At 41.6% G+C, this 23,454-nt stretch carries 18 protein-coding genes and 1 pseudogene; 6 read left to right on the top strand and 13 right to left on the bottom strand.

What is annotated here, in order from left to right:
* Positions 1 to 43: 43 nt before the first annotated feature.
* The 3 genes from L0B17_RS07955 to L0B17_RS07945 all read left to right on the top strand — a co-directional run bounded on the left by L0B17_RS07955 (position 44) and on the right by L0B17_RS07945 (position 5,219).
* On the top strand, positions 44 to 2,029 hold the full coding sequence (locus L0B17_RS07955; protein WP_235089106.1) for an OmcA/MtrC family decaheme c-type cytochrome: 1,986 nt from the start codon (positions 44 to 46) through the stop codon (positions 2,027 to 2,029).
* A 103-nt stretch (positions 2,030 to 2,132) separates the two neighbouring features.
* Positions 2,133 to 3,119, top strand: coding sequence for a DmsE family decaheme c-type cytochrome (locus L0B17_RS07950; protein ID WP_443019928.1), 987 nt, complete (start codon positions 2,133 to 2,135; stop codon positions 3,117 to 3,119).
* Positions 3,120 to 3,131: 12 nt separating this feature from the next.
* Positions 3,132 to 5,219, top strand: coding sequence for an MtrB/PioB family decaheme-associated outer membrane protein (locus tag L0B17_RS07945; RefSeq protein ID WP_235089103.1), 2,088 nt, complete (start codon positions 3,132 to 3,134; stop codon positions 5,217 to 5,219).
* Between the two features lie 199 nt (positions 5,220 to 5,418).
* Here the strand turns inward: L0B17_RS07945 and L0B17_RS07940 are convergent, their stop codons facing one another.
* From L0B17_RS07940 to L0B17_RS07925, 4 genes are all read right to left on the bottom strand, one after another.
* Positions 5,419 to 5,958, bottom strand: a complete 540-nt coding sequence (locus tag L0B17_RS07940) for a tRNA-uridine aminocarboxypropyltransferase (RefSeq protein ID WP_235089098.1) — start codon at positions 5,956 to 5,958, stop codon at positions 5,419 to 5,421.
* Between the two features lie 162 nt (positions 5,959 to 6,120).
* Positions 6,121 to 6,411, bottom strand: a complete 291-nt coding sequence (locus L0B17_RS07935) for a hypothetical protein (protein WP_235089096.1) — start codon at positions 6,409 to 6,411, stop codon at positions 6,121 to 6,123.
* Positions 6,412 to 6,458: 47 nt separating this feature from the next.
* The gene (locus L0B17_RS07930) at positions 6,459 to 9,677 is read right to left on the bottom strand and encodes a DEAD/DEAH box helicase (protein ID WP_235089095.1); all 3,219 of its coding nucleotides are present in this window, start codon (positions 9,675 to 9,677) and stop codon (positions 6,459 to 6,461) included.
* Between the two features lie 432 nt (positions 9,678 to 10,109).
* The gene (locus L0B17_RS07925; RefSeq protein ID WP_235089092.1) at positions 10,110 to 11,294 is read right to left on the bottom strand and encodes a trans-sulfuration enzyme family protein; all 1,185 of its coding nucleotides are present in this window, start codon (positions 11,292 to 11,294) and stop codon (positions 10,110 to 10,112) included.
* Positions 11,295 to 11,641: 347 nt separating this feature from the next.
* On the opposite strand from L0B17_RS07925, the pseudogene L0B17_RS18275 reads away from it, so the two are divergent.
* Positions 11,642 to 11,779: pseudogene (locus L0B17_RS18275) on the top strand (IS110 family transposase); the annotation flags it as partial.
* A 72-nt stretch (positions 11,780 to 11,851) separates the two neighbouring features.
* Here the strand turns inward: L0B17_RS18275 and L0B17_RS07920 are convergent.
* The 7 genes from L0B17_RS07920 to L0B17_RS07890 form a co-directional block, all read right to left on the bottom strand.
* On the bottom strand, positions 11,852 to 12,238 hold the full coding sequence (locus L0B17_RS07920; protein WP_235089091.1) for a hypothetical protein: 387 nt from the start codon (positions 12,236 to 12,238) through the stop codon (positions 11,852 to 11,854).
* Between the two features lie 498 nt (positions 12,239 to 12,736).
* Entirely contained in the window at positions 12,737 to 13,252 is a 516-nt protein-coding gene (locus L0B17_RS07915; protein WP_235089089.1) for a hypothetical protein, read from the bottom strand.
* A 149-nt stretch (positions 13,253 to 13,401) separates the two neighbouring features.
* Positions 13,402 to 14,472: a 2-alkyl-3-oxoalkanoate reductase gene (oleD, locus tag L0B17_RS07910; protein ID WP_235089087.1), complete on the bottom strand. Its 1,071-nt coding sequence runs from the start codon at positions 14,470 to 14,472 to the stop codon at positions 13,402 to 13,404.
* Complete coding sequence (gene oleC, locus L0B17_RS07905; protein ID WP_443019927.1) at positions 14,472 to 16,214, bottom strand: olefin beta-lactone synthetase; 1,743 nt, start codon at positions 16,212 to 16,214, stop codon at positions 14,472 to 14,474. The genes oleD and oleC overlap by 1 nt, the downstream gene beginning before the upstream one ends.
* A 115-nt stretch (positions 16,215 to 16,329) precedes the next feature.
* A complete protein-coding gene (locus L0B17_RS07900) occupies positions 16,330 to 17,223 on the bottom strand; it encodes an alpha/beta fold hydrolase (RefSeq protein WP_235089083.1) in 894 nt (297 codons plus the stop codon).
* 65 nt (positions 17,224 to 17,288) lie between these two features.
* The gene (locus L0B17_RS07895) at positions 17,289 to 18,338 is read right to left on the bottom strand and encodes a 3-oxoacyl-ACP synthase III (RefSeq protein ID WP_235089081.1); all 1,050 of its coding nucleotides are present in this window, start codon (positions 18,336 to 18,338) and stop codon (positions 17,289 to 17,291) included.
* A 304-nt stretch (positions 18,339 to 18,642) separates the two neighbouring features.
* Positions 18,643 to 20,010, bottom strand: coding sequence for a methyltransferase (locus tag L0B17_RS07890; RefSeq protein ID WP_235089075.1), 1,368 nt, complete (start codon positions 20,008 to 20,010; stop codon positions 18,643 to 18,645).
* Positions 20,011 to 20,118: 108 nt separating this feature from the next.
* Between L0B17_RS07890 and L0B17_RS07885 the strand changes: the two genes are divergently transcribed.
* Positions 20,119 to 20,343, top strand: coding sequence for a DUF1289 domain-containing protein (locus L0B17_RS07885; protein WP_235089074.1), 225 nt, complete (start codon positions 20,119 to 20,121; stop codon positions 20,341 to 20,343).
* A gap of 172 nt (positions 20,344 to 20,515) precedes the next feature.
* Positions 20,516 to 20,731: a TIGR02450 family Trp-rich protein gene (locus L0B17_RS07880; RefSeq protein ID WP_235089073.1), complete on the top strand. Its 216-nt coding sequence runs from the start codon at positions 20,516 to 20,518 to the stop codon at positions 20,729 to 20,731.
* 258 nt (positions 20,732 to 20,989) lie between these two features.
* On the opposite strand, the gene L0B17_RS07875 is transcribed toward L0B17_RS07880, so the two are convergent.
* Together L0B17_RS07875 and L0B17_RS07870 are read right to left on the bottom strand one after the other, a co-directional pair.
* Positions 20,990 to 21,343: a YajD family HNH nuclease gene (locus tag L0B17_RS07875; RefSeq protein ID WP_235089072.1), complete on the bottom strand. Its 354-nt coding sequence runs from the start codon at positions 21,341 to 21,343 to the stop codon at positions 20,990 to 20,992.
* Positions 21,344 to 21,451: 108 nt separating this feature from the next.
* Entirely contained in the window at positions 21,452 to 23,419 is a 1,968-nt protein-coding gene (locus L0B17_RS07870; RefSeq protein WP_235089071.1) for a BCCT family transporter, read from the bottom strand.
* Between the last annotated feature and the right edge of the window lie 35 nt (positions 23,420 to 23,454).

Here is a 23,454-nt window from a genome sequence, read left to right as displayed (position 1 = left end):
AAATACTGACAGTTAAGAATATGTCTTACCTTTGCAGGGAAATATGATGAACATAAAACACTCAAAAATAGCACTAATATTAGTCGCAATATCATTAACGTTAGCAGGCTGCGGTGGTGGAGATGATGGGCAACCGGGCAACCCAGGATTACCTGGTGGTGAGCCTGCAGCTGATATTAAAGTACTTAACCTAGATGTTACTAGCGTCACCTATATCGATGGCAAACCTGTGGTTAATGTGTTCGCAACCAACGAACAAGATATGCCCATTATTGGTTTACAAGATTTAGGTATTACTGCAGCACAATTAACGCCAGTAGGCGCCACTGGAGGAGGTAACAGTGCACAATGGACTCGCACCGCTAGAGTGTCAGGTACCGCAAATTATACTGACCTGAAAAATGGCCACTATACTTTCACATTCGACGTTCAAGGTTACAACCAAGCGCTGACTCAACGTTATAATGTTTACGCTGGCGGGCAAGGCTCCACCCTACTTGACGGCGTAACGGCTGTACCTAGAAAAGAAATAGTAAGAGATTTTGACGGTGACGGCTATCAAGCACAGTACACAAAAAATATAGTCTCACATGCAACCTGTACAAGTTGTCACGCCGAAGATAAACCCTTAACCACTCGTCATAGCAACTATTATACCCAAGAAACATGCGCCACTTGTCATAGCAGCTCAATGTCAATGGAAAGTCAGTGGAACCATTTGGTTCACAACATCCATAACACATCAAAAACCTTTACCGATAAAAATGGTAAAGAATACACAGGTGCTGCTGCTGAGCATTTAATCGACAATAACTGTCAGTCTTGTCATGTTAAAGATGAGGCACTTTCAGAATGGGAAAATTGGTCACGTATTCCAACCATGGAAACCTGTACAAGTTGCCACACTAATATTGACTTTAAAGCGGGTAATGGTCACTCACAACAACTCGATAACTCAAACTGTATTGCCTGTCATAATGCTAGCTGGACTGAAGACATTCATACTAGCCCATTTACGCAAAAAGCCGCTTTTATTGACATGTATGGCATGAGTGCAACTTTGGTTGCGAATAAAGCAGGCCCAAATGATTTATCGGCAACACTATCGGTCACCATACTTGATGCTAATGGGACTAAAGTTGATGCTAGCACCTTAGTGAGCAAAATTAAGCGCCTGGAAACTATCACCAACCTTGGTCCTAACTTCCCTATCATGGGCTACAACCCAAGCCTGGTTACGGGTTACAAAAAAGTCACCCAAGACTTAGTTAGCAGTGGTTTACTGCAAGATAAGGTCACTATCCTTGATGGTGTATTACACTTTAATATCGCCTCACTTCCTTTTGGTGCCGGTGATACTGATACCGCATTCACTATGATCGGGTTAGAAATGTGTAATAACGGCATGCAGGCTATTGATTGTGCTGACGGCGTAGCGACAACATCAATGAAAGCTGAATTAGCTTATGGAACATTATCAGGGGCTGCACCTAGTTATCGCCACACTGACTCGGTTAGTTTCAGTACTTGCCAAAACTGTCATGGTGAAACCTTTGAAATCCATAAAGGCCATCATGCAGGTTTTGTTATGACTGAACAGTTAGGCCGTGAAGTTGATGGCAAAGTCATTATTGGTGTCGATGCTTGTGTTGCTTGTCATACACCTGACGGTACTTATGCTTCTGGTGCAAATAAGGGCGCGATTGAAATGAAGCTGCATAGCGTACATGGCGAACAAGCTATTATTAGCGACTGTACCCAATGTCATAATGACTTCAACCTTGATGCATTCAAAGTAAAGGGAGCACTGGCCACTGATAACCCTAATTACAGTGGTAGCCTTTACACCACACCAATTACAGCCACTTGTGCATCTTGTCATGGGTTTGATGAAATAAAAGCACACGCTGAAGGTCAAGGCGCCGTTGTGAATGGTTCATATCAGGAAGCGAATGACGCAGCGCAACTTGAGTTCTGCTTAGGTTGTCATGTGCCCAGCATTGAAAACCATGCAGCGATGAAGTTTTAATTTGCCCACAGGGAGAAGCTCACCACTTCCCCCTTACTTATTGGCAATGCGCTTAATAATTTAGTTATTTAGCGCTTTTATGGACAAATTAGGAAGTCGACTTATGAAGACCAAAACACCATCTAGAACCTTGTTATCAGCCTTGTTTTCACTGGTGCTGTTAATGGGGTTAACCAGCCCGGCGAGTGCCGCAAAATGGGATGAAAAAATGTCGCCTGCCGAAGTGGAAGCGACCTTAGATACAAAATTTGCTGAAGGCAAATACTCACCTAAAGGTGCAGACTCTTGTTTAATGTGTCACAAACGTTCAGAAAAGGTCATGGATCTTTTTAAAGGCGTACATGGTGCGATTGATTCAAGCAAAAGTCCAATGGCGGGCTTACAATGTGAAGCCTGTCATGGTCCGCAAGGTGCCCATAACAAAGGCGGTAAAGAGCCAATGATCGCCTTTGGTCCAAACTCTACCCTGCCAGCAGATAAGCAAAACAGTGTCTGTATGAGTTGTCACTTAGATGACAAACGTATGTCGTGGAACACAAGCCACCATGATAATGCTGATGTTTCTTGTGCCTCTTGTCACAGTGTTCATACCGCCAAAGACCCAGTGCTGTCTAAACAGACTGAAATGGCAGTTTGTACTAGCTGTCACACTAAACAAAAAACCGACATGCACAAGCGCTCTAGCCACCCAATGAAATGGAATCAAATGACATGCAGTGATTGTCATAATCCACACGGTAGCTTGGCTGATGCTGATTTAATCAAACCAAGCGTAAATGAAACCTGTTACGAATGTCATACCGAAAAACGCGGCCCCAAATTATGGGAGCATGCTCCAGTAACCGAAAACTGCGTCAGTTGCCACAATCCACACGGTAGTGTGAATGACGCCATGCTGAAAACCCGTGCACCGCAACTTTGCCAGCAATGCCATACCAGCGATGGCCATGCAAGTAATGCCTATTTAGGTAATACAGGTATGGGTTCTACTGTTGGTGATAATGCATTTACCGGTGGACGCAGTTGCTTAAATTGTCACAGCCAGGTACATGGTTCTAACCATCCATCAGGCAAGCTATTACAGCGCTAGGGAGTTAACACTATGAAGTACAAATTAAACTTAATTACCCTCGCCTTATTAGCGCCAGCCAGCTTTACCGCTATGGCCGGAGGTTATGGTTTAGCCAATGCCAATACAGACAATGTAAAATTTGATGCATGGGCCTGTAAAGGGTGTGCCGTCGAAACCGTCACTACAGGCAGTATTGGTGTGGGCGCAGGCTATAACAGCGAAAGCGATATAAAGTCAGCTAACGCCTTTCAAAGTGATAACGAGTTTGCAGGCAAGCTCGATGCAGATATAAATTATCGTAGTAACCAGGGATATAGAGCCAAAGTAGACGCCACCGATATCGGAATGGACAATGGCCGTGCTGATATTAATATTGGCAAACTGGGCACATACAATTTAAATTTCAATTATCGCTCAATTGCTAGTTATAAAACGAATACCGCACAAACACCCTACCAAGGTGTTGGCAGTAACGATTTAACCTTACCTGACAACTGGGTAACAGCTGGGGCAAGCTCACAAATGCCCATGCTTTACTCAAGTCTTAATCCACTTGAATTATCACTTAAACGCGAAAAAACGGGGTTAGGCATTGAATACCAAACGGAGTCGTTGTTCACTACCTTTGTGAATTACCAACGTGAAGATAAAACAGGCGTAAAGCAAACTTCAGGCAGTTTTTTTAACCAGTCAATGATGCTTGCTGAGCCCGTCGATTACACCACTGATACGTTAGAAGCGGGCATTAAGCTTAAAGGCGATAATTGGTTTACTAGCTTAAACTACAATGGTTCATCATTTAAAAATGCTAACAACCAATTAAGTTATGACAGTGTTTTTAATCCCACTTTTGGCGCTCAAACCCGTGGTTATATGGCGCTTGATCCCGATAATGAAGCCCATACTGTGTCGCTTATGGGTCAGTTCAATGATTCTGTCACAGCGGTATCTGGTCGGTTAATGATGGGGCAAATGAGTCAAGATCAACAATTTGTCACATCGGGTTACGGTTATCAATTGCCTGCTGAGTCATTGGATGCAAGTGTTGATCTCACTGGAATGAACTTAAAAGCCGTCAGCAGAATTAGCCGTACGTTAAGAGTGAATGGCAGTTATGATTACAGCGACAGAGAAAACAACACTCAAGTAGAACAGTGGAGCCAAATTAGTATCAATAATGTTAACGGTCAAGTGGCTTATAATACCCCTTATGATCACACTTCACATCGCGCTAAATTAGGAGCCGATTATCGTATCAACTATGGTATTAAATTAGACGGGGGTTATGAATTCAGACGTGACGAGCGAAGCTATCAAGATCGTGAAATCACTGACGATAATAACCTTTGGGCGCGAATTCGTGTCAATAGTGTCGCCAATTGGGACATGTGGGTAAAAGGCAGCTTTAGCCAACGAGATGGTTCAGACTATGAAGTTTCTGAATGGACATCACAAGAGCAGAATCAATTACTGCGTAAATACTATCTTGCTGACAGAGACAGAAGCCAAGTTGAAGCCCGTGTAAGTCATACTCCAATTGATGAGTTAACCATTGATTTTGGCGTACGTTATGCGCTTGATGACTATACCAATACCGCGATCGGCTTAACTGAATCTAAAGACACCAGTTTTGATGCTAACTTAAGCTATATATTTAGTGCCGATGTTATGCTAAATGCATTTTATAACCATCAAGTTATCGAGTCAGCTCAATCGGGTAGCAGTAACTTCGCTACTGCGACGTGGCAAGCTGATATTGAAGATGTCATTGATGTAATGGGTGCGGGGTTAAGTTACAACAACTTAATGGATAGCCGTTTACGCTTAGGCCTAGATTACACCTATTCAGATTCTGATAGCACCACACAGGTTAGGCAGGGTATTACCGGTGACTATGGTGATTATTTTGCCAAAGTACATAATGTTAATCTGTATGCACACTATCAAGCGACTGACAAAATGGGGCTACGGTTAGACTATAAAATTGAAAAGTACTTAGATAATGATGCCGCTAACGACATCACCCCAGATGCTATTTGGAATATCCTTGGCTTTGGCAGTAATAACCATGACTACACAGCGCATATGATTATGCTGAGTATGCACTATAAACTATAGCGAACGCGGTTAGTTCTGACGCACGAGATCATAACGCATTAGAATATAGAACGGTAAAAACCTAAACCAAAAACCGCTAATCTGTCTTGCAGATTAGCGGTTTTTTTGTAAAGCCCTTGCATTGCACCACCACTTAACATTATATTAACAAATGAATTATCTTGTGATTGAAATTTGGGCAAATGGAACTTGCCTAAATTTATTTATAACTTTCACCCCTCTCACCTTTGGGATTGAAATTCGCTAGCTTTTCCCGTAACTCACTCGCCTCTTTATACTGCCCAGAATAAGATAACAGCAAACAAGCACATTCTGCGGTGCACAGCCCTCCTTCAATTTGATTTCTTCTCAGGCTAAAAGTCGATGGGTGTTCATTGTCTAAGGTGATTTTAGTCAATTGATGCAAATAATCACTTCGATTATATATCTTGCGAGCTTCTTGCCATGTTGAATCAATCAAAATTACATGGCTAAATGCGGCTAATTGGTGGGCATTGTCACTATCGATATCAACAAAACATTGCTGTGGTGCTTGAATATCATTCAACCCGCTATGTTCTTGTTTGGGAAATAATAACCCCACCTTTTGACCGGCAATAAGGTCGAGTAAATATCGATTTGGTTTAACTCTATCCCATATAACCACATTAACTTGGTTCAACATCACGGCACTAACCAACCTACCCGTATTGGTTTCACGGCCTAGTTCTCGTTGATGGGTGAGTAATATGATGTTCATTTATACCTTCAAGTATTGCAGCAGCGAATAAAGCACAGCACTAATACTGTCGCTGATAACAAAAATACACATGACGATTAAAATGCTATTGCTATAAAAATACCATAGTTATAAAAACGTTATGATCACTAGAATACTATGACTATAAACATACCAGGTTTATCAATGCTGAAGCAGTCCGTCGATAAAAGTGCACCATTGATCAGTATTGCGTTGAGGCACTGAGCTGTCGCCTCTTATCCCTAACTTAAATTCGATAACACTTTGCCATTCTTCACTACCAAGATCTGGCCCGTGGCCTTGACCGTCCCCTGAGGTTAACCGCGTTTCAACCTGTTGATACCAGACCTCTGAGCATTGTATTTGAATAGTATGAATATTTTCATCCGCTGTTTGAGCAGATAGCACTTTAGGGACATTTGAATCAGTACACCCTAATAATAAAAATGTCATTAAAACGCATGCTTTCTTAAAATAGCGCATAAATTACTCCTGTCTCACTAACGTAATAATGCCAATAAATCATCAGCACTGCCTTTCCAAGGCCCTTTTTGGCCATCAGACAGAATAGAATCAGCTAACCCTTGTTTATGTTGTTGCATCGCTTGAATTTTTTCTTCAACCGTCCCCTCTGCAATTAACTTATACACAAAAACGGGGTTTTGTTGACCAATACGGTACGCTCTATCAGTTGCTTGACGCTCTGCCGCAGGGTTCCACCACGGATCATAATGGATCACGGTATCCGCTGCGGTTAAATTAAGCCCTGTGCCACCAGCTTTTAAGCTAATCAAAAATACTGAGTTATCACCTTCTTGGAACGCATCAATTTGATTTTGACGCTGCTTGGTTTGGCCGGTTAACTTACTGTAGGCAATACCTAATACGTTAAGCTCTTGTTCAATCAGGGTTAACATTGAAGTAAATTGGCTAAAAATAAGTACTTTGCGGCCTTCCTCTAACATTTCTGGCAAGTTTTCAACTAACCAGTTCAACTTAGCGTTATCAGTTACTTTTTGTGCTTGTTCTAATTTGACTAGTCTAGGATCACAGCAGGCCTGACGCAGTTTTAATAACGCATCTAAAAACTCAATATGACTACTCGACACGCCTTTTTTAGCAAACAATTCACGCAGTTTTTTCTCCATCACCAGACGGATAGACTCGTATAAATTTCGCTGATCTTTTTCAAGTTCCAATGATTGAATAATTTCAGTTTTTTCCGGCAATTCTGCCACAACCTGCTTTTTCGTCCGTCTTAACATAAACGGTGAAATACGTTTGCTTAATAAAGTCGACTTGTCCGCATCACCTTGTTTTTCGATTGGGCCTCTAAACTCTTTATTAAAATAGGTATGTTGGCCAAGCAGCCCAGGCAAGCAAAAATCCATTAATGATTTCAGTTCACCTAAGTGATTTTCCAGCGGCGTACCTGACAAACATAATCTAAAGCGCCCTTTCAAGGTTTTAATCACTTGAGTGACTTTAGCCTGAGCATTTTTAATCTGCTGAGCTTCATCTAATATAATGTGCTCAAAAACATGTTCATGGTAAATATCTTCATCACGCATAATTAATGGGTAAGTGGTTACTATCACATCATACTGCTCTAGCTTGGTTAACCATTGATGGCGTTGACTACCGTGTATCACAATCACTTTTAAACTTGGGGTGAACTTTTCAGCTTCTTTTTGCCAGTTACCCACCAAACTAGTTGGGCAAATAATCAGGCTCGGTTTACGATCATTAACGGCGGTGTGCTGTTTCACATACAATAAAAAAGCTAACGCCTGAACCGTTTTACCTAAACCCATGTCATCTGCCAAAATGCCACCGAGTTGGTATTCCTTAAGGAAGCACAACCAGTCTACGCCTTGCTTTTGATAATCTCGTAAAGTGGCATTCAGCCCGTCGGGCAATTCAATTGGCGTTATCCCGTTAAACGAGGCTAACTTACTGGCAAGCAAACGTATGCGCTCGCCATTCAGTAACCGCACTTCACTGGCGGTAAGATCATTTAACAAATGGGCGCGATTGCGAGGAATTTGAATAGCATCGGATGAATTGCGATTAAACAACTCTTGAATAACAGAAATCAATGGCTTAATCGCTTTGGCTTTAATTTTAATAAAGCGGCCATTGTCACTGGGTAATATCAGCTCTTGTTCATCATCGGGTTCACCATGTTGTTGCAACCATTTTGCCACCAGCGCTAACAATGAAATACGTTGGCCATCAATATCAGCGGTTAACGACAGTGAAAACCAACCTGATTCATCTTCATCAACTAGGTCTACTGCAAGCTCTGCATCAATAATGTGTAAGTCAAAGTCATTATCAAAGCGAACATCAAATCCTTTTTCAATCAGTTCGTCAGCGCCGTCGGTGGACAGTTCAGCCCAAGCAAAAATGGCTTCGGGCAATAAACCTTGGCTGACAAAATAGCGTTTGTTCTGGCTTAAATCTAAAAGCTCATTTAACACCGGAAATAAATTCAGCTCATATAGTTCACTCAAGCGTTGCTGTTCATGCTCAACTTGACGGTGGACCTGATATTGCACATTATTTTTTTTAAGCAAACTGATGTGTTCAAACTGCTCGCTGGCATCAAAACGGATATCGCCATAGCAAAATTCAACCCGTATTGCTGGCTGTTTTAACACGCTGTCAGTGCGATTAATTAAACAAAATGTCAGCCGAGCTTTCAGGGTTTGGCTAATTTCTTTAAATTCAATTTCACTTGGAATAGGCACTATTTTCGATGGAAAATGTTTTAATAAAGCATGGCTAATGTCATCCAATTTACCTTTTGGCACGGGTGGCATTTGTTGCAGTAAAGAGAGTCGACTAACCGACAAGTCAGTGTCAATTTGCCCTAGTTTCAAATAATCGAGTTCAATAAATAATGGCGGCTCAGTCGCAACAAACTCCCAGTTGTTTAGTCCTGGCATAGTCATCTGCATTTGAGTGTGATTTTTTTCCATATCAGCCCAGATAAATTCAGGGGTAATACTGTCACAGGTAGCCAGTGGGAAACGGTTATCCTCCCAAAAAGCCACATCCGCTTGCATCATTTTCATTAAGGCTAAGTAACCAATCTCGCCTTCAAGGTAAACCTTATTACCTTGCAAATTATTGGCAAATAATAAACCGATAATTTGCTTATCTTCAGGGCCTACCCACCAAGGCAGATGCAAACGTAAATCACTAATGGTCAGTTTACTGCCGCGATTGTACATGCCCTTTTTATTTAGCTTGCTACTTTTTAACTCAACATACACGCCTTGGGGATCACTAGATAAACAGTAAATAATGCGCTCGGGTATGGCTTCCTCATCATAATTAGCGTGGGGTTTATCTAACCCATTTAGCTGGGTTAACCACTGGGAAACTCTTTGCTCTTCAACCGGCTTATTATCTATTAATGCCAATAAGGCCGCGGCAACATGCTTACAGTCTCGCCTAACAGGACAGGTACAATAAGAGCGCATAATCACTTTATGGTTCACGTTGACTAAACTGATGTCTTGTCGATACGGCTCATCTGCTGCACCTTGGGTATAAGCTTCTATATTATGGTTATCGTGGCTAGCGGTGACTTCCAATACTCGCCCCTGGATCAGGTAGTTTTGCGCCTTTTGAATTTGAATGGCTGTAAACAATTTAGCCAATAATTCGTGAGACAACTTGATAGGAAGATTAAACAGTTTAGCCGACATTCATTACACCCAAGTGCGCCGCTGAAAATGGTCAAGATAGCGGCAAAAAAGTTAACTTGCCATTTTATGGAAGAATCACGCTAATATCTATATAAATCGAGATTATCTGCGCTAGCGAACCAGTATTTTTGCCGTTGCAATCCTGTTTTTTAAATCAAGTTGACTGAAATTGATAATATGAAGCTCAGTCACCGTTTGGGTCAAATTATCAATATGATCCCCCCGAGCAGGTTTGGGATTGTTGCTGCTGCCACGGTGTATTAGGTGCTGAGATATTGAATCGAAAACTGCCAAGAACTCACTTTGTTGATATCGTGCCAGAACTTATGCAGCAAGTTGGATACAAGCTGCAATTATTCTATCCACTGACTACATACGCAACTGACACAATTAACATAAGACCAATAAAATCTTATATTTAACATCTAGCAATTAGCTTAGTGCTTGCTCAATGTCATTAATCAGATCTTGAACGTTTTCAAGACCAACCGAAATCCGTAACAGGTTATCAGTTATCCTGGCTGCCAATCTAGCTTCAGGTGTATAAGGTGAATGGGTCATCGATGCTGGGTGCTGAATAAGTGACTCGGCATCGCCCAAACTCACCGCAATGGTAAACAGACCTAGACGATTAACAAACTTCATCGCATCTTGCTTGTCCCCCTTTAGCTCAAAGGCAATAACGCCACCAGCACGTTTCATTTGCGTACCAATAAATTTGTGTCCGGCATGTTTAGCAAGGCCTGGGTAAAATACCTTACCAAATGCAGGATGTTTATCTAAATACTCTGCTAATACTTCAGCATTGTCACAATGACGTGCTAAACGCACATCTAAGGTTTTTAAACCGCGTAAAATAAGCCATGCATCGTGGGGAGAAATAACCCCACCAAAATCTTTTAATATTTCGTATTTCAGTTTATGTAAATGCTCACTACTGCCACAGACTATGCCAGCTATCACATCACCATGACCATTAAGATATTTAGTCGCGCTATGGATCACCATATCAATCCCCATCGCCAATGGTTGTTGCAATAACGGCGTCATAAAGGTGTTATCAACAATCGACACCAGCTTATGCTTTTTAGCAATACTGGCCATGGCAGCTAAATCAAACACATCTAAATGGGGGTTAACTGGAGTTTCACAGAAAAGCACTTTGGTTTGTGGGGTAATAGCGGCTTCAATCGCTGCTAAATCAGCAAAGTCGACTAAGGTTGCTTTGATGCCTAGACGGCTTAATTGGGTTGTCATTAATGCAAAGGTACAACCATAAACAGCTTTAGAAGCGACTAAATGATCACCTGCTTGTAAATGCGTAAGTAGCGCGCTTGATACCGCAGCCATACCAGAGGCACAAGCCGCTGCGTCTTCGGCTCCTTCTAGCAACGCCATTTTACGCTCAAGCTCTGAAGTAGTGGGATTACCTAAACGAGTATAAATATAGCCAGCTTCGTCTCCGGCAAAGCGAGCCCCACCTTGTTCTACACTATCAAATACAAATGTGGCACTTTGGTAAAGTGGGGTCACTAGGGCACCAAAGGCTTCACGCTGATGACCACCATGAATTGCTAATGTCGCCAAATTCCATTTGGCTTGCTTGTTGTCTTGCATCTTGTTCTCCTAGCTCACTTTAGTTGTAGTAGTTTTAAAGTAGTGAGTCGATTCAAGATACAGTGGAATAAGATATAACCAATATGGATAAGCAAAATAATCTATGAAGAATATGTAAATACAATGTTACAGAGTGGTGATGCAATGCTACTCTGATAAGCCAATAACTCGTGGGACTTGGCCAAGATCAAACTAGAACCGTCTAAGTTCACTTTACAGGCGAACCATGACATTCACTCACCGACACGCACAAGTATATCCCTATAGCTCAACCACCTCGTCCATGGGGCGGACGGTCGGCTCGCAAATCATCATGATTCACCTTCGTGACATTGCCACAATCTGATTTCAAAGAGACTTATCAGCGGTTAGTTGCGGCAGTAAAACCAAAGAAAGTGGCTATTATTACCTGTATTAGAAAGAGGGTTGTGATCTTAAATTCGATGTTAAGAGATGGCGTTTTATGGGAAGCGCCAAAAGTATAAAATTAACTATTGACGCCATAGTATCTCGTTAGCCTGTATCTCAAAATACTGTCTTTAGCGCCATGTTAGGTCCTAAAGCCGACGCATGGGAACTACATACTTCTGCTCGGTCCCGCTCTCGTCCTTCCAGCGTTGCGTGACCTCAACCGTAGAGTCAGAAGTACTTTCCCAACAGAACGAACTTGGTGCGTTGATCGGCTCGAAACAAGCTTTGCCTGGCGAAATCGTTGAGGCCGACCAAGTGAACTCATTCCACTGTGAAGTGATTCGACCTTCTTTCAACGTCACAGAGCTACCGTCTTTCACCTCGCGAAAACTCGAATCTGCAAAACGACTCGATTCCATCTGTGATTCACTTGAAAAGCTGTACTCTTCATAGAATGGTTTTCCATCAGGTCCCGTTCCTTCCCAACGACCTTCGAGAAACTTCAGGTGAAAGAAATCAGAGCTTGTCAACATGAGTGGACCCTTTGGCAAGGAAGCGCAAGATGAGAGCTGAAGCATAAGAATCGCGGTAAGTATCAAACGCATTGGGAACCTCAACCTAAGACCTAACAGCTTATTCAACGGCGCATCATTCAATGTCGGTCGTTTAAGTTATTGATTAATAAAATACTACATTTACTATATCATTGATGTAAAGTACTTTTCACCTCAATAATCGCAAAATAAAGCGTGCAAAAAATTTTGAATATTATTTCTCTACTTCCATGCTAAAAAATACTTATAGAATAAACAACTTATCAAAAAACCGCCTTAATAGCACCTACTACCTATGAATGATTTACAACCTGATGACTGGTCAATCAGCCTGAAACAATTACAACTGTATGAAAACGAAAATATAAATAAAAGCAGGCGAACTTATGAAAATAATCGGTTATTAGGCTCGATTCGAGAACAACTTAAACAATCCCTATTGCCCCACCTTTAACAAACCCACATAACGCGTTTTGATTAAATTCGTTGCCACACTTCTTGTTCTTTTAACACACCATTTTCAATACGCTTTGTATGTAATTGGTTTTGCTTAAGCTGATATTCAAATTTGAAGCTTTCATCTTCAGCGACTCCAAATGAATTCAGTGCAGGTTTTTCGATATAAAATTTGTCGGTAAGCTGATAAGTGCCGGTTCCTGCTGCCCAAAATTGTTTAGTGCCCTGGACAGACTTCATCGTGGTAAAACTGAAATGACTTTTAGATATGATTTTGAGCGACGTTAAATGCAGACTTTTATAATCGATCCACTGCTGTTTATCGTCAAGATATTGGCCTGAGATTAACTCCCATGTGCCAACCAAAGTGTGAGTGTTAACTTGATTTTTTTCGGCATAAAACGCTTCAAGCTGATCATTTAACGGAATAGCATGCCCTACTTGAATCATAGTCAAACTAGTAATAATCAGCAATAGACTGCGGCGGCAAGCTAATAATAGGGCGCTTGAGAATAAAATAACGGGTGTGATATTCATAACACTACTTCCTTATAGTATTGATAGTAAATAAGGCGCGACGGTAAATTAGCTAGCAGCATACCTTAAAAGGATGAACAGTAAATTACACTAAAGTCTGCATATCCGCCTGTGTGTCAAACGTGTAGCGAACTGATTAACGGCATAAACTACAGCGCACTGGTTAGCGAATCAGCTAATCGCTGCATGCCTTCATCAATCGATATCAACGGCTGATAGCCTAAATCTTGCTTAGCGGCGCTTATATCAAAATAATGACTGGTTGATAACTGCTTGGCGACAAACTTGGTCATTATCGGCTCTTCGGTTTTATTTAATGCCAAATAAACCGATTCAAGCAGTGCCCCAACGCCATAGGCTAGCCCTGCAGGTACTCGCTTGCTAACCGGCGGCAAGTCGACGCAGGCGAGTATTTTATTGAGCATTTGCGCCATGGTAATTGGTTGATCATTACTTAAAAAATACGCTTTACCTGCGGACTTGGCCGCTGAGGTTAAATCAACCGCAGCTAGAATATGGGCATAGGCCGCATTATCAACATAAATGGTATCGACTAACTTATCTTGTCGACCAACAAGCTTTAAGCGCCCTGCTTTAGCACGCTCAATCACTCGGGGAACAAGATGAGGATCGCTTGGCCCCCAGATAAGATGTGGTCGCAGTGCAGTGGTTTTTAACGTGGCACTATTCGCCTCAAGCATCATTTTTTCGGCAATAGCCTTAGATTCACCGTAATAGTTTAAGTAGTGTTTGGCATAGGGAGCTTGCTCATTAATGCCATTTTCATCGACGCCAGCAAAGGTCACACTTGGGGTGCTGGTATAAACTACAGCTTGAATGCCTAAGTCCTGACATGCGGTAATGACATTCTGGGCACCGTCAACATTCGGTGAAAAGTAGCTTTGTTTACTGCCCCAGACTCCCGCTTTTGAGGCTACATGAAACACTAAATCGCACCCCTGCATCGCATGCTTTAAATGCGGTAAATTAGCAATGTCACCTTGAACTAAATTAACCCCGATGTTTTTCAGCTTTGGATAATCACCGCGGGCAAAGCCGACAACCTCAATACCCACTGCAACTAGGCGCTGACATATGGCAAAGCCCAAAAATCCGCCTGCGCCCGTGACAAACACCTTAGAGACTGTGTGTTTTAGCTTTTGTAACGCGGCTTTTTCATCAACATGATAATCGCTCAAAGCGGGTGTATTTACTATCATTACTCTTTCCACTTTTTTTGTGCCCAAACGGCCAGTTTTTCACGAAATATTTTAGCATTATGACGCACATCAACTGGAAAGTCGGGATGAATTAAAAAGCGATTAATCCCTTGGGTATGTGAATATTTAATCGCAAGTTCAAGCAGTTGTTGATAAAGCACTTTTGAGGTTGAACACACGATGGCTTTATCAAGTTCAATACACAAAAGTGGCACAATATTACCATTAACATTAACCGCCACTAAAGCCGACCGCATGACTTGTGGATGAGTATTAAATACTCGCTCACAGGGAATAGAAAAATAGCGCTTATTCAATACCCCAGCCACTGTGGCATCGACTCGGTGTGCTTTACGGCCGCACATCCACAATAAGCCATTATCATCAAGGTAGCCAACATCGCCCATACGATGACGCACAACAGAGCCATCAGCTATTTTGGCGCTAACAGTGGCGCTATCGCGTTGATAATATTGCTGACTCACCATAGGGCCTTTAACCACAATTTCCCCTATTTGATTGGCTGGTAATGCTAAGCTGCTATCCCAATTTGTAATGGCAGCTTCGGTAATATCGATTATCGCTAGCTCAACGCCGTCAATCGCTTTGCCAACGCATATCCCGCCGCCGTTATCTGTTTGCTCAGTGGTAGCAAACAATGCATTGCTGGTTATTTTACTGATGGGTAAAGACTCTGTGGCACCGTAAGAGTTTAATACCTCAACCCCTTGGTTAAGCATGTGGCTAAAACATTTAATGGAAGAAATGGTTGCCGGCGCACCGGCGGATATTACCCGTTTTACGCTGGATAATTTGTGCTGACTTAACTCACCCGCTTTGCCTAAACGCTCAAGTAATGCCGGATTAACAAACATATTACTGCATTGATATTGGGTTATGGCGGCAAATAAATGTGCAGGGTTAGCGGTAATAGGTTTACTGGCGTCCATGTCTGGCACAATAGATGCCATGCCTAATGCGGGGCCAAACAAAGAAAACAGCGGAAAAGTGGCTAGATCGCGTTCGCCGACGCTAATGCCATAGTCATTTTTTAAGGCACTGATTTGAGCCTCAAACATTTTATGACTGTAAACTACGCCTTTAGGCGTGCCGGTACTGCCACTGGTAAACAGAATTGCAGCCATGTCATCTTCGGCTAATCTCACCATGGGATAACGATTGTACTGGGTACCATTGACCTGCTTTAACGACTCAATACTGAGGCAACCGGCTAGCCAGCGCTGAATTCTATTACCGCCCACATTAATGCAATACTTGACTGACTTTTTACCCCAACCGAGTACACGCCTTGCTATATGCGCTTTAGGAATACCAATAAATGCGTCAGGTTTGGCTTCAATAAAGCATTGCTTTAGATTATTAACCCCCATGCCTGGGTCGACTAAAATAGGAATAATACCGGCTTTAAAAAGGGCGAAAGTGAGATTAAAAAAAGCGATACTTGGCGTCACCATTAATACCGCTTTCATGCCCCGTTTAATACCTGCTGCGTTTAGCTTATAGGCCATCTCGTCGGATTGTTTATCCAGTTCGGCAAAGGTTAACTCTTGGTATTGATATTGTCCGTGACCTTTAGCCTGTTGCACGGCAACCGCTAATAAATCAGGACTATGCATAGCGGCATTTACTAAATGCTGACACAAATTAGCATATTCAATCACTGAGTCAGGCTGGGTGTGCTGAACCGCTGTAGGATCAGGCAAAGATGTTATGTTAGTCATAAATAGCTGAGTTACTTAATCAAAGTGGAATAAAAAATAATGCCAATTAAATCAATTTGCCGTTATTACCGATAAAAATGCTTAAGTCTTTAATGAAAAAGGCTCCGAAGAGCCTTTAGTTTTGTTTGATAAATCTTTGGATTAGCTCAATAACATCATCACTGGCGTCTTCCAAAATATAATGTCCACAGTCTTCAAACTCATGCACTTCAGCATGGGGCATACGCACTCGCCACTCAGCTAAAAAATGTTTATCAAACACAAAATCCTGTAGCCCAAAACAAATCAAAGTGGGCACATCAGCAAATTTAGCTAAGCTGTCACCAATATCAGTGACTAAATCAAAGTTACGATCGCCAGCTTTTAATGGAATATCTTGCACAAAACGAATGGTCGAAATACGATTGTTCCACGAGTTAAACGGCGCAACATAGGCTTCACGTACCGCTTTATCCATCGGCTTACGTTTAACACCCACATAAGATGCCGCAGCTGAGAAAGCGTTTAAACCGCGCACTAATAAGGTGCCTAATAAGGTTTCGCGACAAATCCACAATGCCCAGGGAAACGGCTTAGATTTTGGCAAATGAAACGCTGCGGTATTTAAATACACTAACCGTTTAATCCGCTCAGGGTGACGCGCGGCAAACCCTGTGCCTATCATCCCGCCCCAATCGTGACACACTAAAGTGATGTTTTCAGTAATGTCTAAACTGTCTAATAACGCTTCTAAATCATCAATACGATTACTAAGGGTATAATCATAATCAGGATCATTGGGTTTGTCAGACAAGCCACAACCCATATGGTCTGGCACAATACATTGATGGTCAACACTTAAGGCACTGACTAAATTACGATAATAGTAACTCCAACTTGGATTACCATGCACCATAACAACAGGCTCACCCAAGCCTTCATTAATGTAATGCAGCTGATGACCATTGCGGTCTAAAAAATGATGTTTAAATGGTAATAGCGCTTTTAGTTGTTCTATATGCGACGTCATGATGTGTCCTATTGAATGCTTATTTTTTTATCTTCAATGAGTTGTGTTCAATTAATAAGGGATTTTTACCACTTAATCCCTAACATCATGCAGTTCAAACCACTGCCTATACCTAAAAAGCTAACCTGATCACCTTGACATAAAAAACCTTCATCATGGGCGATTGCCGCAGTAACAGGCAATGAGACCGTGCCCATATTGCCTAAGGTTTGGTAGGTTGGATATTCTTTTTCTTGCGGAATATTTAACGCATTCAACACTTGCCTACGATTAGATGCACCTACCTGATGGCAAATAACCTTATCAACTTGCTCCACCACCCAATCACGTTGTTCAAGAAAGTGATCCCAGGTGTGTTTAGCTAAGTCGACGCCTTCTTTTAACAAGGTTACCGCATCGGTACGCATAAACTCGCGGTACAACATATGGCCGGCTTCTTGTAAGCCCCACTCGCATAAATTGTGATGTTCAGGCGCAGAAAGATGACTTGCGCCTAATAATTGGTGCTGACGGGTATTTTTAAGCGGTAAACTGCCATCAGTCAAAATCACTGCCACCGCGCCAGAGCCACCGGTTAAGGTTGCTAATGACTGAGCAAAATTTTGCATAGTGGGCTCAGCTAACATATGGTCAATGGTGGCTTCAACGATATCGCGCGCAGATTCACAGGACACCACCATACCGGCTTTAATTTGTCCTAGCTCAATACGGTTAGCAATATCTAAAATACCGGATAAAACACCTAAACATGCGTTGCTGATATCATAAATAGCGGTGTCTTTAGACACGCCTAACTTAGCTGCAATACGGCAAGCTGTAGCGGGTTCGTGTTGATCACGACACACTCCGGTATAAACCACAGCCCCTAAGTCGCTCACATTGATGCCAGTTTCATTAACGGCTTTATTTGCAGCGGCAATTGCACCGTCAGAGAGTCGATAACCTTTGGGCCACCAACGACGTTCAGTGATGCCAGTTAAGGCTGCAAGTTGCCCCATAGGAATACGAAACTTTTGATATAAAGGTGCAAGACGAGATTCGAGATCCAGACTTGAGACGATTTGAGGCGCTAGCTCATAAGCCAGACTATTGATAAACACACGAGAGTATTTCATTAAACCATTTGTTCACTTTTATTCAATACCACTCAGATTTGGTTTACATATCCAAAGCACAGGGTCATTAATACCAAGATGTTATTAGATTAACATCACTGTTAGGTGGCTTGATTTGTTGTCATTCACTAATAACCCGACATTTGAACAAGAATGGCTTAAAACTGCAATAAAAAACCGTTAAAACTCACTGAGTTTTGCTATTTAATTATTCGCTTGCTGTTAGTTAAGTTTGCGCTAGATAACTGAATCAATCAGACTTTTATAAAATAAAACAGTTTAAACAAAAGCTTAATAGCATAAATTAAACCAAATGTGTTTTATGGGCATGAATTAGGGCATTTCTTGGGGTAACTTCAGTTGGACAAAATTGCGTCAGTGTTACCTTATAACCTTGTTCGGTTAAAAAACACACTCTATCTAATAACAACCATTGCTCGATAGCTTGTCTGAATAAGTGCCTGACCAAATCGATCCGTTGAGTTAGTTTTTGGCGAGTGACCCCTTGCTGAAGATAATCATCAAAAATAGTATCACTGGGTATCGATATATTTTTCTGGGCCGCCGCCCAAAAACAAAAGTCACTAAACTTGCCTGCTAACTGACTTTGCTTGATGGTAGGTACAGGCAAATATTGATCCGTTTGACGCACCATTCTCTGCAAACTATCAAACCCTAAACGCCATGCAATTTCTTGTTGTCTTAGGGCATTGTGTTTTTGATTGGCAATCACACTTTGCTGTAATGGCAATTGTAAGTCATGCCGAGACAAGCTCAATTCAGCTTGTTTTGCGGTACTTGATAATGCTTGATAATGGCTATCTTGGATCAAATGATAACAACAGGGAGAAATTGAAATAATCTGGGTGCCTGCTTCACTCGCCAAACGAAGCAAACGAACATGTAAATCGCCACAAGCATGTAAAGCCACAGCATGTTGCTTGGACGTAATCGGCGAACGCTTTACGCCAACATCGGCAAACGCATCTGCACAAATAAATTGCTGGTCTAACTGCCATTGTTCAGCAAAAGACTGCCCCTGTTCACAGAGATCCTGTTGCCACTCTAAACTGGTCACTGAACGCTGTTGTGTTTTGGCTATTAATCGGCCTAAATGCCCCTTCCCCGCGCACCACTCAAGTACAGGAAGATGGTCATTGTTATCAGTATCTGTGTAGTCAGCAATCTGTTCGGCAAAAACACGTTCGGTAAAAGCCATAATTTGCTGCCATTTACGGCCTTTAATATGGCCACGAAAATGTTTGAGTGAAGACTCATCAATTGGCTGATTTATTTTGGCAGCCAACTCATAGGCATGACACTTTAGTAACGGCAGTAAACTTAAAGTCTGCTGCTGTTTGGCTGCTTGAAAATCCTGCTGTAATGCAGGCAGTAAACGGCTTAACAATAATGAGGGATTACTGTCTATAAGATCAATATCCGCGTCTGGAATGTGCCATAACTTTGCAGCTAATGTCGGAAATGCTTGCTGCCAAGGTAAGTGCTTGCAATCAAACGCCACCACCTGCCATAAAGGTTGAGTTAACCTTAATAGCGTCGACAATTCACCTAGCCGAGTGGCGTAATCTTGCTTTATAACCTCTTTTTGAGGGGACGCTGCAGATTGCGTTAACGCACTATCTTGCTGAGATATTTGAACCTGTTGGGTCATAATGACAGTTAACACATTAGCAAATCGGTAACTGCAATTGTAACAGCTCAATTTTAAACATGATAATATCCAAACCTATGATTACCGAAAAATAGGCAGGTAAATTTAATGCACTCTCCTTGTGTGGCACGATGTGGCTTAAATGAAGATGATTTTTGTATGGGCTGTTATCGACATATCGATGAAATTGTTATCTGGTCACAGGCCAATGATGAGCAACAACAACAAATTTTAAATCAGCTTGAATCGCGTAAATTACAGTTTGCTGACAGTAAAAATAGCCAAGCGTTATCAAGAGCTAAATGGTTAGATGCTGAAAAAAGACTGCTTTAATTAGACAGTATTACACAACTTAACATAGTCAATATCGGCCTTTGTGAGAAAGTTAAGCGTGTTTATTGATCTGATTTGTATTTCAACCAGTAAATATCAGAGAGTTAAATAGGCTATTCGACCTTTTCTGGCTATAACGCCATTATCTGCTGAAAAATATAGAGACTGTGTAATGAACAAAATTAATCCTGCAAAACTACTCAATAGTAAGTGGACTGCCGTTAAACCTAGCCATAAAGAAAAACATTTTTTAGTGACTGAAATTGAATTTGATGAACAAGATTGCGTTATTGCATGCGTAATTGAAGCTGTGATGACCAAACGGACAATGCCACTCAATTGGCAAGATTTAAAAGACGATAATATTTGGCTTCAAGGCTGGAAGTAACCCCCGCTTGCTAAGTGACACTGTCGACATTGATCGTTCTCTTATCTCAGCGACCTCATTTGAAGTGCTAATTTAAAGTGCTAGATCAAAGTACTAGATCAAAGTACTAAATCAAAGTGCTGCCACAAGTCGCGGCAAGCATTAAAAATCAAATTAATGTAATAACTGAGACGCTTGAGCCAACTTGAATATAGCATTCAGCTTGACCCATAGCGGCATTCAAGCTGATATGTTTATCGGCACTATGAATAAATAAGATTACTTTTTCATCATCGATTTTAAATTCGCAAACGGATTATGGGTTGCTGCATCTTGTTTAGTTTCTGTGGTACTACCGTAACGAATCAACTCTTCAAAACGTGAATGCTCATTATCATGGCAGTACAAACACAATAGTTCCCAGTTGGTGCCGTCCGATGGATTATTATCATGGTTATGATCACGATGATGCACGGTTAACTCACTCAAGTTTTTATGAGTAAACTCGCGAGTACAGCGGCCACACACCCAAGGGTAAAGTTTTAACGCCTGTTCACGATAACCTGTTTCACGCTTGGCTTTATAATCTCTTGCTTCAGCCAATACTTTATCTAATTTACTCTCACCAGCCATGTCAATATAACCTCACCACAAATAAATTGCCCCAAGGATAATAAGGCTTATCGCTTGGGGCAATGATTTTGTTTTACTAATGCACAAATGTGCCTTAATTAGTGTCGATTAATCGACAAGTTCCGCATGGGATAAATGCACATAATGTAAATAACGTTCATATTGCGTCACTATATCCGCTGTAATTTGCTCTTGAGTGTATCCCATAACATCATATTGCTGGCCACCATGTTCAAGGAATACTTCGACACGATAATAGGCTTGATCAGAGTTAATATTTCCTTCTGTTGTGCCTGTTACTGTGTAAGCTCGAACACGAAGACCATATACAAATGACAATGGATCGTCAGGGCCTATCACTAACCTAACTCGTTCATCCTTAAAAATAATATCAGCCAATTGGCCTTTTTTTATTAAGGTCTCTCTCATTTCAGTTAAAGCAGGTTGAGCTATGGTATCCAGAAATGTTTGCGCATCATCTCTACTGGGCATAGACACTAAAACATCTAACCTGTCTTGCCAGGTCATATTAGCTTTAACATATTGCACACTAGTATTGTGTGACTGTACGCTGTTAATTTTAAGCCAATCATCTTTTAACGCTTTATACAGACCGACACACATTAATAGCATCACGATTAAAAACGGCATAGCACTGGCTATAGCAGCGGTTTGTAACGCTTGTAAACCACCTGCCAGCAATAACACAGATGCTACAACACCCTGTAATGCCGCCCAAAATATACGCTGCCAAACAGGTGCGTTATTGTCACCACCTGAAGTTAAATTATCGATAACCAGAGAGCCAGAATCAGATGATGTCACAAAGAATGTCACCACCAAACAGACGGCTATTGTTGACAAAATAGTCGAGAATGGCATGTGCTCAAAGAACTTAAATAGTGCAACGGATACATCACTCGATACCGCTTCAGATAAATACGTCGCACCATGATTTGCTATCGCATCGATTGCTGTATTACCGAATACTGTCATCCATAAGAAAGTAATCGCTGATGGTACAAATAACACCCCGATTAAAAACTCACGAATAGTTCGTCCACGACTCACGCGCGCAATAAAGGTGCCCACAAAAGGAGACCATGAAATCCACCAGCCCCAATACAATAGCGTCCAGCCGCCTATCCAGTCATCTTTTTGCTCATAGGCATATAAATTGAAAGTTTTACCAACAATCTCACTTAAATATCCACCGGTATTTTGCACAAAAGATTGCATCAATAACACCGTTGGACCCAACACTAATACTGATAACATCAATAATAATGCTAACCCTAAGTTCAACTCACTTAAACGTTTCACCCCTTTATCGAGACCAGAAAACACCGATAACGTCGCAATGGCTGTAATGATCACAATTAACACCACCTGCACTGTAGTGTTATTAGGCAGGCCATCAATAAGATAGCTCAAACCTGAGTTTATCTGCAGCACCCCAAAACCTAATGAAGTCGCCACACCAAACATGGTGCCCAGTACCGCAAAAGTATCAACGGCATGGCCGATTGGCCCATAAATTTTCTCGCCAATTAACGGGTATAAAGCGGAGCGAGGTAATAAAGGCAGTTTATGACGATATGAGAAATAGGCTAGTGACAACGCCACCACGGCATAAATTGCCCATGCATGAATTCCCCAATGGAAAAAGGTAATTTTTAGCGCATCTTTGGCCGCTTTAATAGATTCGGGTGTAGCATCGGGTGGCGCCAGGTAATGCATTACAGGCTCTGCAACACCAAAGAACATCAGTCCTATGCCCATACCTGCTGAAAACAGCATGGCGATCCAACTTTTATAGCTATAATCAGGCACAGAATGCTCTGGTCCCAGCTTAATATCTCCAAAGCGGCTCATCATGACAAAAATGATAAAAACCAAAAAAATGGCAACGCCGAGTATATACATCCAACCTGTTTTAACTTCTAACCAGTGTTGTACTGATTTAAAAAACTGGCTGGCTTCAGTCGGGGCGATGGCGCATAGTAAAACCATCATAGTGATAAGAATAACTGAAGAGAAAAATACTGGCGGGTTGATACTTGTCTTAATAGACATAATGTCTCCCTTAAAAAATAACACTTTGCACCAAA

It is taken from the genome of Shewanella sp. OMA3-2, from assembly GCF_021513195.1.
Lineage (GTDB): Bacteria > Pseudomonadota > Gammaproteobacteria > Enterobacterales > Shewanellaceae > Shewanella.
Note: the sequence above shows the minus strand (reverse complement) of the source record. Positions and strands in the feature narration are given on the sequence as shown.

Excerpts from the sequence above, each read along its gene's own strand:
- L0B17_RS07890 (WP_235089075.1), bottom strand. The coding sequence starts at position 20,010 with ATGACCCAACAGGTTCAAATATCTCAGCAAGATAGTGCGTTAACGCAA.
- L0B17_RS07885 (WP_235089074.1), top strand. The coding sequence starts at position 20,119 with ATGCACTCTCCTTGTGTGGCACGATGTGGCTTAAATGAAGATGATTTT.
- oleD (WP_235089087.1), bottom strand. The coding sequence starts at position 14,472 with ATGATAGTAAATACACCCGCTTTGAGCGATTATCATGTTGATGAAAAA.
- L0B17_RS07895 (WP_235089081.1), bottom strand. The coding sequence starts at position 18,338 with ATGAAATACTCTCGTGTGTTTATCAATAGTCTGGCTTATGAGCTAGCG.
- L0B17_RS07875 (WP_235089072.1), bottom strand. The coding sequence starts at position 21,343 with ATGGCTGGTGAGAGTAAATTAGATAAAGTATTGGCTGAAGCAAGAGAT.
- L0B17_RS07900 (WP_235089083.1), bottom strand. The coding sequence starts at position 17,223 with ATGACGTCGCATATAGAACAACTAAAAGCGCTATTACCATTTAAACAT.
- L0B17_RS07915 (WP_235089089.1), bottom strand. The coding sequence starts at position 13,252 with ATGAATATCACACCCGTTATTTTATTCTCAAGCGCCCTATTATTAGCT.
- L0B17_RS07870 (WP_235089071.1), bottom strand. The coding sequence starts at position 23,419 with ATGTCTATTAAGACAAGTATCAACCCGCCAGTATTTTTCTCTTCAGTT.
- L0B17_RS07930 (WP_235089095.1), bottom strand. The coding sequence starts at position 9,677 with ATGTCGGCTAAACTGTTTAATCTTCCTATCAAGTTGTCTCACGAATTA.
- L0B17_RS07925 (WP_235089092.1), bottom strand. The coding sequence starts at position 11,294 with ATGCAAGACAACAAGCAAGCCAAATGGAATTTGGCGACATTAGCAATT.
- L0B17_RS07940 (WP_235089098.1), bottom strand. The coding sequence starts at position 5,958 with ATGAACATCATATTACTCACCCATCAACGAGAACTAGGCCGTGAAACC.
- L0B17_RS07935 (WP_235089096.1), bottom strand. The coding sequence starts at position 6,411 with ATGACATTTTTATTATTAGGGTGTACTGATTCAAATGTCCCTAAAGTG.
- L0B17_RS07950 (WP_443019928.1), top strand. The coding sequence starts at position 2,133 with ATGAAGACCAAAACACCATCTAGAACCTTGTTATCAGCCTTGTTTTCA.
- L0B17_RS07955 (WP_235089106.1), top strand. The coding sequence starts at position 44 with ATGATGAACATAAAACACTCAAAAATAGCACTAATATTAGTCGCAATA.
- L0B17_RS07880 (WP_235089073.1), top strand. The coding sequence starts at position 20,516 with ATGAACAAAATTAATCCTGCAAAACTACTCAATAGTAAGTGGACTGCC.
- L0B17_RS07920 (WP_235089091.1), bottom strand. The coding sequence starts at position 12,238 with ATGTTGACAAGCTCTGATTTCTTTCACCTGAAGTTTCTCGAAGGTCGT.
- L0B17_RS07945 (WP_235089103.1), top strand. The coding sequence starts at position 3,132 with ATGAAGTACAAATTAAACTTAATTACCCTCGCCTTATTAGCGCCAGCC.
- oleC (WP_443019927.1), bottom strand. The coding sequence starts at position 16,214 with ATGACTAACATAACATCTTTGCCTGATCCTACAGCGGTTCAGCACACC.